Source organism: Actinokineospora lacus (assembly GCF_053813445.1).
Genome location: NZ_JBQERA010000003.1, coordinates 712,501 through 724,718, shown reverse-complemented (window position 1 = coordinate 724,718; position 12,218 = coordinate 712,501). Strand labels below are relative to the sequence as shown.

Annotated in this window: 12 protein-coding genes; 10 read left to right on the top strand and 2 right to left on the bottom strand. The window is 73.2% G+C overall.

Going from position 1 to position 12,218, the window contains the following annotated elements; all coding sequences use genetic code 11:
* Window positions 1-111 precede the first annotated feature (111 nt).
* Window positions 112-1,026, top strand: coding sequence for a hypothetical protein (locus ACTG9Q_RS11535; RefSeq protein WP_455572667.1), 915 nt, complete (start codon window positions 112-114; stop codon window positions 1,024-1,026).
* On the opposite strand, the gene ACTG9Q_RS11530 is transcribed toward ACTG9Q_RS11535, so the two are convergent.
* The gene (locus ACTG9Q_RS11530) at window positions 1,019-1,996 is read right to left on the bottom strand and encodes a TIGR03617 family F420-dependent LLM class oxidoreductase (protein WP_455572666.1); all 978 of its coding nucleotides are present in this window, start codon (window positions 1,994-1,996) and stop codon (window positions 1,019-1,021) included. The genes ACTG9Q_RS11535 and ACTG9Q_RS11530 overlap by 8 nt on opposite strands.
* A gap of 22 nt (window positions 1,997-2,018) precedes the next feature.
* On the opposite strand from ACTG9Q_RS11530, the gene ACTG9Q_RS11525 reads away from it, so the two are divergent.
* The 5 genes from ACTG9Q_RS11525 (at window position 2,019) to ACTG9Q_RS11505 (ending at window position 6,678) form a co-directional block, all read left to right on the top strand.
* Window positions 2,019-2,534 carry a gamma carbonic anhydrase family protein gene (locus tag ACTG9Q_RS11525; protein WP_455572665.1) on the top strand — a complete coding sequence of 172 codons (516 nt, stop codon included), beginning with the start codon at window positions 2,019-2,021 and terminating at the stop codon, window positions 2,532-2,534.
* A 104-nt stretch (window positions 2,535-2,638) separates the two neighbouring features.
* On the top strand, window positions 2,639-3,640 hold the full coding sequence (locus tag ACTG9Q_RS11520; RefSeq protein WP_455572664.1) for a LysR substrate-binding domain-containing protein: 1,002 nt from the start codon (window positions 2,639-2,641) through the stop codon (window positions 3,638-3,640).
* A 99-nt stretch (window positions 3,641-3,739) separates the two neighbouring features.
* Window positions 3,740-4,246 (top strand): MarR family winged helix-turn-helix transcriptional regulator, encoded by a 507-nt coding sequence (locus tag ACTG9Q_RS11515; protein ID WP_455572663.1) that lies wholly within the window; start codon window positions 3,740-3,742, stop codon window positions 4,244-4,246.
* On the top strand, window positions 4,243-5,886 hold the full coding sequence (locus ACTG9Q_RS11510; protein ID WP_455572662.1) for an MDR family MFS transporter: 1,644 nt from the start codon (window positions 4,243-4,245) through the stop codon (window positions 5,884-5,886). The genes ACTG9Q_RS11515 and ACTG9Q_RS11510 overlap by 4 nt, the downstream gene beginning before the upstream one ends.
* A gap of 78 nt (window positions 5,887-5,964) precedes the next feature.
* A complete protein-coding gene (locus ACTG9Q_RS11505; RefSeq protein WP_455572661.1) occupies window positions 5,965-6,678 on the top strand; it encodes an SMI1/KNR4 family protein in 714 nt (237 codons plus the stop codon).
* Here ACTG9Q_RS11505 and ACTG9Q_RS11500 read toward each other — a convergent pair.
* A complete protein-coding gene (locus ACTG9Q_RS11500) occupies window positions 6,675-7,172 on the bottom strand; it encodes an inorganic diphosphatase (protein ID WP_455572660.1) in 498 nt (165 codons plus the stop codon). The genes ACTG9Q_RS11505 and ACTG9Q_RS11500 overlap by 4 nt on opposite strands.
* Window positions 7,173-7,288: 116 nt before the next feature.
* Between ACTG9Q_RS11500 and dacB the strand changes: the two genes are divergently transcribed.
* Genes dacB through hpt form a run of 4 tightly spaced genes read left to right on the top strand, consistent with a single transcriptional unit; the run spans window position 7,289 to window position 12,211 of the window.
* Entirely contained in the window at window positions 7,289-9,619 is a 2,331-nt protein-coding gene (dacB, locus tag ACTG9Q_RS11495; RefSeq protein WP_455572659.1) for a D-alanyl-D-alanine carboxypeptidase/D-alanyl-D-alanine endopeptidase, read from the top strand.
* Between the two features lie 18 nt (window positions 9,620-9,637).
* Entirely contained in the window at window positions 9,638-10,690 is a 1,053-nt protein-coding gene (locus tag ACTG9Q_RS11490; protein ID WP_455572658.1) for a zinc-dependent metalloprotease, read from the top strand.
* Window positions 10,687-11,646, top strand: coding sequence for a tRNA lysidine(34) synthetase TilS (gene tilS, locus ACTG9Q_RS11485; protein WP_455572657.1), 960 nt, complete (start codon window positions 10,687-10,689; stop codon window positions 11,644-11,646). The genes ACTG9Q_RS11490 and tilS overlap by 4 nt, the downstream gene beginning before the upstream one ends.
* A 16-nt stretch (window positions 11,647-11,662) precedes the next feature.
* A complete protein-coding gene (gene hpt / locus ACTG9Q_RS11480) occupies window positions 11,663-12,211 on the top strand; it encodes a hypoxanthine phosphoribosyltransferase (protein WP_455572656.1) in 549 nt (182 codons plus the stop codon).
* The last annotated feature ends 7 nt before the right edge of the window (window positions 12,212-12,218 follow it).

The following is a 12,218-nucleotide window of genomic DNA, read 5'->3' as shown; positions in this document are numbered from 1 at the left end:
GACCCCCGGTTGGTACGGGTCCGAACGAGGCGGAATGCTACAGCGGGTCGGGGCCCGCTGGAGCGTTCCTTCGGACAAGGGATGTGGCTTGTGCGCGCTTTAGGACGCATCGTGAGCATCGCGGTTGCCGCTGTCACCGTAATGCTGGCAGTGGGCGGTGTGATGCCCGCCTCCGCCCAGAGTGTTCTCAGCCTGTCGGTCTCGCCGAGCACCGTGCAGGCGGGGGGCAAGTTCGCGCTCTCGTGGGCGGTCGCCTCGGAGCGCTACTGCCGGGTGATCACCTTCGAGTCCGCCCTCGGCGGCATCCCCGGGGCGACGGTCCCGCCGCTGTCGGGGTCGCGGTCGGTCGCTGTGCCCGCCAACGCCAAGCCGACGGCGTACTCGATCACCGGCTACTGCGGCAATTACCAACAGACGGTCAGGGTCGTGGTGACCACACCGCCCACCACGACCACGCGACCGCCCACCACCACGACCCGCCCCCCGGTCAGGACGACGACGACCCGGCCGCCGGTCGTCACCACCCGTCCCCCGACCACGACGCGCCGCCCCCCGGTGAGGACCACCCGGCCGACCACGACGACCACCACCCCGCCGCTGACGACGACCACGACCACCACGACCACCACGACCCCGCCGACCACGACGCCACCGACCACAACGGACACTCCGGCGACGACGACCGGTGCCGCGCCAGGCGACCTGACCCTGGACCGGGAGAGCGTCCAGCCCGGTGAGCCGCTCTCGGCCAAGGGCACCGGCTGCACCCCGGACACGCCCGTGCGCCTCACCTCCGGCGGCGAGACCGTCGGCACCTCCTTCGCCGACGGCGCGGGGGTCTTCACCGCGCGGATCGAGTTCGCCAAGGTCGAGCCGGGCAGGCACCTGATCACCGCCGAGTGCGGGATCGTGCTCACCGGGACCGTCGACCAGCTCGTCACCAGCTCCATCGGCGGCGGGTCGACCGCGCTGGTCGTGCTCGTGTTCTTCGTGCTTGCGGGCGCGGCGCTGATCCGGTTCAGCTGAGCGCGGCCAGCACCGCCGGGTCGGGGGCCGTGAGGGTCACGCGGTCCACGACGTCGCCGTAGCGGCGGGTGATCTCGGCGGCGGCCTCGGCGGGCGTGCCGACGACGGCGAAGGTGTGCAGCACCTCGTCGTCGATGAGGGCGGGCATCTCCGCCCACCGGCCGCGCTTGGCCAGCGCGTTGAGGTCGTCCTGCAGGTCGCCCCAGCCGTGCAGCTCCAGGACCGGGCGGTAGGACGGGGTGGAGCCGTAGAAGGCGATCTGGCCGCGGGTCTCGGCGACCGCGGCATCGACATCGCTCCCGCTGGCCACAAAGGACGGTCCGCTGATCTCGAAGCCCGCCAGGGTCTTGCCCGCCTTGGCCCGGCCGCGCTCGACTGCGGGGATGGTCACCTCGCGCAGGTAGCGCTCGGTGCTGAAGCTGTGGCAGAGCAGCCCGTCGGCGACCTCGCCCGCGACCTCGGACATCAGCGGCCCCACGGCGGCCAGCCAGATCCGCGGGTTGCCGTGCGGGTTGGGGCCGGGGTCGAAGAACGGGGTCATGAGGGTGTGGGTGTGGAACTCCCCGCGGAAGGCGGGCTTCTCGCCGGTCTCGAAGGCCCGCCAGATCGCCCGCACCGCGAGCACGAACTCCCGCATCCGCGCCGCGGGCCGCGACCACGGCATCCCGAACCTCTTGGTGATGTGCGGCTTCACCTGCGAGCCCAGCCCGAGCACGAACCGGCCGCCGGAGAGCAGGTGCAGGTCGTTGGCCTGCACGGCCACCGTCATCGGACTGCGCGCGAACGCCACCGCGATCCCGGTCACCAGGTCGATCCGGCTGGTCTTCGTCGCGGCGACGGCCAGGGCGAGGAACGGGTCCAGCTTGGTCTCGGCGACCCACGCCCCGGCGTACCCGGCCGACTCCGCCTCGGCGACCGCGTCGGCCGCCTCGGACACGGTCGCGGCATAGCCGCCTGCGTCCAGTTTCATGTCGCCACATTACTGTGGGGTAATGCCGCTGTACTCCTTTGAAGGCAAGCAGCCCGTCGTGCACCCGAGCGCCTGGATCGCGCCGACGGCCACCCTGATCGGCGACGTGACCGTCGAGGCCAACGCCTCGGTCTGGTACGGCGTGGTCGTGCGCGCCGACTTCGGCCCCGTCGTCATCGGCGAGGGCGCCAACGTCCAGGACAACTCGGTGATCCACGTCCAGCAGGGGGTCAGGATCGGCCCCGGCGCGACGATCGGGCACCTGTGCGTCATCCACGACTGCACGATCGGCGCGGGCGCGCTGGTCGGCAACGGCGCCACCGTGCAGGACGGCGCCGTCATCGGGGAGCGGGCCCTCATCGCCGCGGGCGCCATGGTCGGGCCGGGCGCCGAGGTCCCGCCCGAGGTGGTGGCGATGGGGGTGCCCGCGAAGCGGCAGGTGCCGCTGGAGGGCGCGCCGAGGATGTGGGTCGACCACAACGCCGCGATCTACCAGGAACTCGCCCGCAGGCACGCCGCGGGCGTCGAGCAGGTGTGAGGCCCCACCGGTCGTGACCCGCGGTGACCGGTCGGCTCCGGTCCTCGCGCTATGACGTGTTGGCATTACCCCGATCCCATCCGAGCGGGGTATCAATGCCCCTTATGGCAGAGCTTGAGCTGCGGCATTTGCGGGCGATCTGCGCGATCGCCGAGGAGGGCAGCGTCTCCAAGGCGGCGAGCAGGCTGGGCGTGACCCAGCCCGCGCTGACCGCGCAGCTGCGCTCGATCGAGCGCATCCTCGGTGGCGAGCTGTTCCGCCGCTCGCCCAACGGCAGCGAGGCCACCGAACTCGGGCGCAGCGTCGTGCGCTCGGCGAAGGTCGTGCTCCAGGACATGTCCGCGCTGATGGCCTCGGCCCGCACCGACGCGCCCGTCCCGGGGGAGTCCCCGCTGGTGCTGGCGTCGAGCCCGATGCTGTTCACCAGCGCCCTGATCACGGAGTTGCGCGGCTGGTTCCGCTGCTCGGAGCTGCGCACGGAGATCGACTCCTCAGGGCCCGCGCTGCTGGACCTCGTCGTGGCCAAGCAGGCCGACATCGCCATCTTCGAGCGGTTCGAGGGCTTGGAGCAGCGCTCGCTGCCGGAGGTGGAGATCCGCACGATCGTCGAGGAGCCCCAGTTCGTGGCGCTGTCCTCTGACCACCCGCTGGCCTGCGAGGACGAGGTGGACCTCGTCGACCTCGCCGACATGGACTGGGTCGTCCCGCCCGCTGACCAGGACGCCATGCGCCTGCGGTTCCGGGAGGTCTGCGAGTCCATGGGCTTCACCCCGCGCATCACCCACCACGTCACCGAGGCCCGCACGGCGATGGCGCTGACCGCCGCGGGCGCGGTCTGCCTGGCCCAGCCCGCGTCCCTGAGCGGCCCCGGCTTCGTCATCCGCCCCCTGCGCGGCGTTCCGCTGCGGCTGCCCGTGGTGCTGGTGACCCGCCTGGACGGGCTGCTGGCGGGCCGCAAGCACGAGGTCTTCGCCTGCGTGGCGCACGCCTACCGATCCATCGTGGACCGCAATCCCACCTACGCGCACTGGTGGGTCGAGCACCCGCAGGCCCACGCCGACCTCGACGCCGCCCTGGCCCTGCCGCGGCCCAGCAGCCCGCGGTAGGTGCCCCGGTTCACAGCGAAATTCGGTTGTCTTCGATCGTGCTCGACGCGCATCCTTGCATTGACCAACTACTTGGATGCTGCACGCAAGGAGATTGCCGTGGAATCCGAGCTGACCGAGCGCGAGATCGTCAGCGGCAGGCGCCTGGCGTCGGTGCTGTTCGCGTTCGGCAAGCAGCAGACGACCGTGGGCGCGCGGCTCAGCCGCTCCGGCGTCGACCGCTCCACGATCATCCTGCTCAAGACGCTGGTCGCCATCGGGCCCAGCCGCTCCAGCGCGGTCGCCGAGGCGGTGCACTCCGACCCCTCGACCGTCTCCCGCCAGGTGGCGGCCCTGGTCAGGGAGGGCCTCGTCGCCCGGCAGGCCGACCCCGACGACGGCCGCGCCAGCCTGCTGGCGCCCACCGAGGAGGGGCTGGCCGTCCTGGAGTGCCAGCGCGCCCGCTTCGCGCTCTCGCTGGCCCGCATGGTCCGCCACTGGGACGCCGAGGACCTCGACACCTTCATCGGGTTGTTCGAGCGGTTCATCGGCGACCACGAGAAGTACCTGCCGACCTTGATCGCCGAATGCGCTCCGCCGCGTTCTGATGGGGGAAATCCGTTATGACAGACACCGAGACCGAGCAGAAGCTGAGTCACCGACAGATCCTGGTCATCCTCTCCGGCCTGATGCTCGGCATGCTGCTGGCCGCGCTGGACCAGACCATCATGTCCTCGGCCATGAAGACCATCGCCGACCAGCTGCACGGCCAGACGATCCAGGCGTGGGCCACCACCGCGTACCTGATCACCGCCACCATCTCCACCCCGCTCTACGGCAAGCTCTCCGACATCCTCGGCCGCAAGCCGCTCTACCTCGCCGCCATCACGGTGTTCCTCATCGGCTCCGTCCTCTGTGGAATCGCCGACTCGATGTACGAGCTCGCCGCCTACCGCGCGGTGCAGGGCCTCGGCGCCGGTGGCCTGATGTCGCTGGCGATGGCGATCATCGCCGACCTCACCACCCCGCGTGAGCGCGGCAAGTACCAGGGCTACTTCATGGCCGTCTGGGGACTGTCCAGTGTGGCCGGTCCGGTGGTCGGCGGGTTCTTCGCCGGGCTGGACACCTTCGCGGGCATCGACGGCTGGCGCTGGGTCTTCCTGATCAACCTGCCGATCGCGCTGGTGGGCCTGTTCGTCGTGGCCCGCAACCTCAACGTGCCGCACAAGCGCGTCCCGCAGCGGGTGGACTACTGGGGCGCGGTCGCCCTGACCGTCGGCCTGGTGCCGCTGCTGATCGTGGCCGAGCAGGGCCGCGAGTGGGGCTGGACCTCCTCGGCGGCGTTCACCTCCTACGCCCTGGGCGTGCTCGGCCTGGTCGCGTTCGTCGCGATCGAGCGGCGGATGGGCGACGCGGCGCTGCTGCCGCTGCGGCTGTTCCGCAGGCCGGTGTTCAGCCTGGTCAACCTGATCAACTTCGTGCTGGGCATGGGCATGTTCGGCGCCCTGATGTCGCTGCCGCTGTACCTGCAGATCGTCAAGGGCGCCACGCCCACCGAGTCCGGCCTGATGACGCTGCCGCTGACCTTCGGCATCATCGTCGCGGCCCTGGGCAGCGGGCAGGCCATCTCCCGGACCGGGCGCTACCGGGTCTACCCGATCGTCGGGCTCGCCCTGACCACGGCGTCGCTGCTGCTGTTCAGCACCATCGGCGTCGACACCCCGCTGCTGACGACCATGGGCGTCATGGTCATGATCGGCGTCGGGCTCGGCCTGTGCATGCAGACGCTGATCCTGGCCATCCAGAACGACGTCCCGCCGGGCGACATGGGCGTGGCCACCTCCTCGGCGACGTTCTTCCGCTCCATCGGCGGCACCATGGGCACCGCGACGTTCCTGTCGATCCTGTTCACCGTGGTCGGCGGGCGCATCGAGGCGGCCATGTCGGCCGCGCGCACCGACCCGGCGTTCCTCGCCGCGCTCCAGCGCGACCCGGGCTTCGCCGGGCAGGGCGGCGCGATCGACCTGAACAACACCGCGTTCCTCACCGAGATCGATCCCGTGCTCGCCCGCCCGATCCTGACCGGGTTCGCCGACGCGCTGAGCACGGTGTTCCTGGTCGGCGGCGTGGTGATGGTCGTGGCCTTCGTCGCGGTCTGGTTCCTCAAGGAGGTGCCGCTGGGGGACAAGTCCGGCATCCAGCGCGCCGCCGACGCCGTTCGACAGCGCCAGGCCACCGCCGAACGGGAGCCGAGCCAGATCACCTGACCGGTATCACTTGGGCAACAGCTGTGCACCGAGCGTGCGGCCATCTGGGATAGTGGGCACCGACATTTGGGGGGTGCCGTGCGCGTCGTGCTCGCCATTTTCCTGATCGGCGGTCTCGTGATCGCCACGGCCTACGTGCTCGGCGTGGGGTTGCCCGCGCCGGACAGGGCGCCTGCGGTGCTCGCCTCCGGCGCGCCGTCCTCCACCGCGGCCACCACCCCCACCCCGCGCGTCCGGGACTGCGCCGTCGGCGGTGGTCCCGACCGGGTGGTGGCGGTGCCCGCCGAGGTCGCCACCCGGGTGGACCAGGCGTGGGAGCGGGTCGAGCGCTGGCTGGCCGACACCGTGCCCGCCGAGGTGACCTGGAACCCGCCCGCCTCCGACGCCGCCATCGTGCGCGCCCAGCGCGCCGCGGGCGTCGCCTTCCCGCCGGACCTGGTGGCCAGCCTGCGCAGGCACGACGGCGTGCGCGCGGGCGGGTTCACCTTCCCGCCGTTCTACGCCCCGATGTCCACCGGCGAGATCGCCGCCGACGCGCGCAAGCTGTGCGCGCACGACGCGGGCTGGGACGGCGCGGGCGTCCCCTTCGCCCGCGACCGGGGCGGCTGGTACCTCTACCTCGACCCGGCGGGCCGCGTCGCGGAGCACGCGCCCGGCACCGCGGGCGGCCCGCGCGCGGCGACGCTCGCCGAACTGCTGGACATGACCGCCGACCTGCTTGAAGGCCGCCGAACCGACACCTACCTCCCTGCGGTAGGCGCGGACGGCGTCCTGAGCTGGCGCTTGCGTTAGTGCTCTTCGGGGGCCTGGTCCTTGAGGCGGGCGTAGGACCGGACGATCTCGGCCTCGGCCTCGACGCGGCCGACCCAGCTGGCGCCCTCGACGCTCTTGCCCGGCTCCAGGTCCTTGTAGACCTCGAAGAAGTGCTGGATCTCCAGGCGGTGGAACTCGGCGAGGTGGTGGATGTCGCGCAGGTGCTCGGTGCGCGGGTCGTGCGCGGGCACGCAGAGCACCTTGTCGTCGCCGCCCTTCTCGTCGGTCATGCGGAACATGCCGATGGCCCTGGCCTTGATCAGGCAGCCGGGGAAGGTGGGCTCCATGACGAGCACCAGCGCGTCGAGCGGGTCGCCGTCCTCGCCGAGGGTGTTCTCCACGAACCCGTAGTCGGCCGGGTACTGGGTGGCGGTGAACAGCGTCCGGTCCAGCCGCAGCCGCCCGGTGACGTGGTCCACTTCGTACTTGTTTCGGCTCCCCTTGGGGATCTCGATGGTGACGTCGAACTCCACGCCGTTCCTCGCTCGTCTCGGCTGTCCTCGTTGAGGCCCTAGTGTGGACCACGGTATGCCGGTGGCCCGAACGTGCGTTGGGTGGCCGAATCCGGGGGTTTTTCGGGAGGAAGCACGTGCGCGACGGCGGGTCGGGGGACCAGGGCAGAGCCCAGGAAAACGCTCCTGAGCAGGGGGAACACGCCTCCCCGCCGGAGATCGCCTGGCCGGGCGCCGAGCAGGCGGAATGGCGGCCCGACGACACCGCGGGCACCGCCCCGACCCCGCCCGATCCCCCGTTACGTGACGAGACCCACGTCCCGGACGCGCCCGCGGAACCCACCCCGCCGAGTGAACCGCGGTGGCCCGCCACCGACCCCGGCCCGACCGAGGAGCTGCCCACCCCGCAACCCGACCCGACCCGGGTCATGCGCCCGGTCGCCGACCCGAGCGCCCCCCAGGCCGACACCCGCCCACACGCGCCCGGCGACCGCGGCCGGCAATCGCCCGCTGACAACCGCCCGTCACCCGGTGACCGGGCTCAGCAGCCGCTCCGATCGGCCGACGGCCCTGAGCAGCGGCCCGGTGACCGCACTCAGGAGACCCCCCGCCCGCCCGATGGCCGTCCACAGTCGCCGGACGACCGGACCCGGCAGGTGCCGCACACGGCCGACGCCCGCCCGCCGTCGCCCGGTGACCGCGGCCGGCAGGCGCCGCACTCAGCCGATGGCCGCCCGCAGGCGCCGGACGACCGCACCCGGCAGACGCCCCGCCCGCCCGACGCCCGCCCGCAGGCGCCGTTCCCGCAGCGACCAGCCCCCCGGCAGGGGCCGCCCGGTCACCCCCGCCCTGACGGCAGGCCAGGCGGTCCCCGCGCACCCCACGGCCCCCCTGGCCCGCGTGAACAACCTGGTCAGCAGGGCAGGCCCACCCAGCAGGGCGAGGCGACGCGGGTCGTCCGCCCGGTGCCGCCCGAGCGGCAGGCCGAGGAGACCCGGGTGGTCCGCCCGGTGGGGACCGAGCAGCCCGCCGATCCGCCCAGGACGTCCGAGGCGGATTCCTCCACAGAGGACGGCAAGCCTCGTCGCAGGCGGACAGGGCTGGTCATCGCGATCGCCGCCGCCGTCGTCGTGGCGCTGGCGGCGGGCGTCGTGTTCGTCGTCCCCGGGGTCGCCGAGCGGCTGGGGCTGCGGTCGGCGCCCGAGGTGGCCATCGCCCCGCCGCCCGAGGCCGTCGTGTTCAGCCCCGTGCTGACCGCGCCCGGCGCCTCCGCCCCCGCGCCCTCGGCCGACGGCGTCGCCGCCGCGCTCGCCGGGCCCGCGGCCAGCCCGGCGCTGGGCACGCTGACCGGCGTGGTCATCGACCCGCTCAACGGGCAGACCCTGTTCAGCCGTGGCGCGGACACCCCGCTGGTGCCCGCGTCGACCACCAAGATCCTCAGCTCCGCCGCCGCGCTGCTGCTCCTCCCGCACACCGAGCAGCTCAGCACCCGCGTCGTCGCGGGCGACAAGCCCGGGACCGTGGTCATCATCGGCGGCGGCGACCCGTCGCTGTCCTCCCTGCCGCGGGGCAAGGACTCCGTCTACCCCGGCGCCGCCCACCTCGACGACCTCGTCGCCCAGGTCAAGGCCAAGGGCCCCGTCAACACCGTCCTGGTCGACCTCGGCCGCTACACCGGCGACGACCTCGCCCGCGGCTGGGACCCCGCCGACGTCCCGGCGGGCCACATCACCCCGATCGTCCCCGCCATGCTCGACGGCGCGCGCCAGGACCCGACCACGGCGGTGTCCAGGCGCTCGGGCAACCCCGGCCGCGCGCTGGCGGAGGCGTTCGCCAAGCGGATCGGCGCCACGGTGCCCGGCTCGGCGTCCACCACCGCCGCGCCGAACGCCAAGGTCCTCGGCGAGGTGAAGTCGGCGCCGGTCGTCGAGCTGGTCGACACGGTCCTGCAGCGCTCGGACAACGTCCTCGCCGAGACCCTGATCCGCGAGGTGGCCATCGCCAAGGGCGCGCCGCCCACCTTCGCGGGCGCCACCGACTCGGTCATCGGGGTCCTGCGCGACAACGGGTTCGCCGTCGACGGCCTGACCCTGCGCGACGGCAGCGGCCTGTCGACCGAGAACAAGGTCACCGCCGCGCTGCTGGCCGAGGTCCTCAAGGTCGCCGCGGGCGACGGGTCCGACCCCCGCACCGCCAAGCTGCGCCCGCTGCTGGGCGGCCTGCCGGTCGCCGGCGGCAGCGGCACCCTCGCCACCCGCTACCTGGAGCCGCCCGCCGCCGCGGGCAAGGGCTGGGTGCGGGCCAAGACCGGCACGCTGTCCGCGGTCAGCTCGCTGGCGGGCGTCGTCCTCGACACCGACGGGCGGCTGCTGGTGTTCGCGCTGATGTCCAACGGCTCCAATCCCGGCGACGCCCGACCCGCGCTGGACACCGTCGCCGCCGCTTTGCGCAAGTGCGGGTGCCGGTGACCAGGTAGCGTTTTCCCCGTGAACCCCGTAACCGGACCCACCGCCGTCGACTGGGACCTGGCCACGTCGACCGCGCGGCGGCTGGTCCGCCCGGGGCCGGTGGTGTCCATGGCCGATGCCGAGCGCACCGTCGCCTCCCTGCGCCGGATCACCGCCACCGCCGAGGAGCACGTGCGCGGGCTGACCGGCCTCGGCCACGGCCTGCCGCTGCGCGAGGGCGACGTCGTCGACCGCGAGGGCTGGATCTCCGCCGCCGCGCACAGCATCGCCGCCCTCACCGAGGGCGCGCTGCCCGCAGGCCCCGGCAAAATCGGCAGCGGCGTGCTGGCCTCCAGCGCCGGTGTCCAGGCCGGGATGGTGCTGGCGTACCTCGGCAGCCGCGTGCTCGGGCAGTACGACCCCTACGGCGGCGACACCGGCGACGGGCGGCTGCTGATGGTCGCGCCCAACATCGTCGCCGCGCAGCAGGCACTGGACGTGCCGCCGGAGGACTTCCACCTGTGGGTCGCGCTGCACGAGTGCACCCACCGCCTGCAGTTCACCGCCGTGCCCTGGCTGGCCGGGTACTTCCGCGGCCAGGTCGCCGGGTTCATCGCGGGCCTGGAGGACGACGCCTCCGGCGTGCTCTCCCGCCTGCCCGAGGTGCTGCGCGCGGCCCGCGCCCGGCCCGACCCGACCGCCTCCACCGGCCCGCTGGCCATCGTCGAGCTGCTGCAGTCGCCGCCGCAGCGCGCCGCCTTCGACCGGCTCATCGCGCTGTCGACGCTGCTGGAGGGCCACGCCGACCACGTGATGGACGCCGTGGGCCCGACCGTGGTGCCCAGCGTGGCCACCATCCGCCAGCGGTTCACCGCGCGCAGGCGTGGCGGCGGGCTGCTCGACCGCGTGCTGCGCTCCCTGCTCGGGGTGGACGCCAAGATGAAGCAGTACGCCGTGGGCGCGAAGTTCACCAAGCACGCCGTGGACGCCGTCGGCATGGCCGCCTTCAACCGGATCTGGGACTCCCCGGAAACGCTGCCGCTGCGCGCCGAGCTGGCCGACCCGGACGCCTGGCTGCGCCGAGTCGCGTGAGCAGGCCCGACCCCGCGCTCGCCGACGTCCGCAGGGCCGTGCGCGGCCTGCTCGCCCTCGCCAAGCCCGGGGACGGCCGCGTCGCCGTGGCGGTCTCCGGCGGCGCGGACTCCCTCGCCCTGGCCGCGGCCACCGCGCACGTGCGCCCCGGCCGCGTCGAGGCGCTGATCGTCGACCACGGGCTGCAGCCCGGGTCGGCCGAGGTCGCCGCGGGTGTGGCCAGGCAGGTCGACGCTCTCGGCATGCCCGCCCGCGTGCTCACCGTGACGGTGGCAGGCCCCGGTGGCACCGAGGCGGCTGCCCGACGCGCCCGCTACGACGCCTTGCGCGCGGCCGCCCGGGGATCGCTCGTCCTTTTGGGCCACACCCGCGACGACCAGGCCGAGACCGTGCTGCTCGGTCTCGGCCGCGGTTCCGGCCCGCGCTCCATCGCGGGTATGCGCCCACTCGACCCACCCTGGGCCCGCCCTCTGCTCGACCTCCCGCGCGCCACCACAGCCGCCGCCTGCGCCGCTTTGGGCCTCACCCCCTGGCAGGACCCGCACAACGCCGACCCGCGCTTCACCCGCGTGCGCCTGCGCCACGAAGTTCTGCCGCTGCTGGAAGACGTCCTGCAAGGCGGTGTCGCGGGCGCCCTGGCCCGCACCGCCGCCCAGCTCCGCGACGACCTCGCCGCCCTCGACGCCCTCGCCGAGGACCTGCTGGCCCGGGCCCGCGAGGGCGGCGACCTCGACGCGGGCCTCGACGTGGCCGAACTCACCCCCGCCCCGCCCGCGCTGCGCCGCCGGGCCCTGCGCGGGTGGCTGCTCCAGGCAGGGGTGCCCGAACTGACCGACGCCCACCTGCGCGCGGCCGACGCCCTGATCGCCGACTGGCGCGGCCAGCGCGGGGTCGCCCTGCCCGGCGGCTTGGTGGCGCGCCGCGCGCATGGCAGGCTGACCTGCGTCCGGCCGTGACCTGGAAGGGACCACTGTGTACGACGGTGACATCGCCTCCGTGCTGATCAGTCAGGAACAGATCGACGAGAAGATCACCGAGCTGGCCAAGCAGGTCGCCGCCGACTACGCCGAGACCAACGCCGACCTGGTGCTGGTCGGCGTCCTCAAGGGCGCGGTCATGTTCATGACCGACCTCGCGCGCGCCCTCCCGGTGCCCGTGCAGCTGGAGTTCATGGCGGTCAGCTCCTACGGCTCGTCCACGTCGTCATCGGGCGTCGTGCGCATCCTCAAGGACCTCGACCGCGACATCGCCGGGCGCGACGTGCTGATCGTCGAGGACATCATCGACTCCGGCCTGACGCTGTCCTGGCTGCTGAAGAACCTGGCCTCCCGCAACCCGCGCACCATGGAGGTCGTCTCCCTGCTGCGCAAGCCCGACGCGATCAAGGTCGAGGTGCCGGTCAAGTACATCGGCTTCGACATCCCCAACGAGTTCGTCGTCGGCTACGGCCTGGACTTCGCCGAGCGCTACCGCGACCTGCCCTACATCGGCACGCTGGACCCCCGCGTCTACACCTCCTGACAAGCGC

What these genes read in the sequence shown, in the direction of transcription:
- ACTG9Q_RS11510 (WP_455572662.1), top strand. Translation starts at nt 4,243, where the DNA reads ATGACAGACACCGAGACCGAGCAGAAGCTGAGTCACCGACAGATCCTG.
- ACTG9Q_RS11520 (WP_455572664.1), top strand. Translation starts at nt 2,639, where the DNA reads ATGGCAGAGCTTGAGCTGCGGCATTTGCGGGCGATCTGCGCGATCGCC.
- ACTG9Q_RS11525 (WP_455572665.1), top strand. Translation starts at nt 2,019, where the DNA reads ATGCCGCTGTACTCCTTTGAAGGCAAGCAGCCCGTCGTGCACCCGAGC.
- ACTG9Q_RS11530 (WP_455572666.1), bottom strand. Translation starts at nt 1,996, where the DNA reads ATGAAACTGGACGCAGGCGGCTATGCCGCGACCGTGTCCGAGGCGGCC.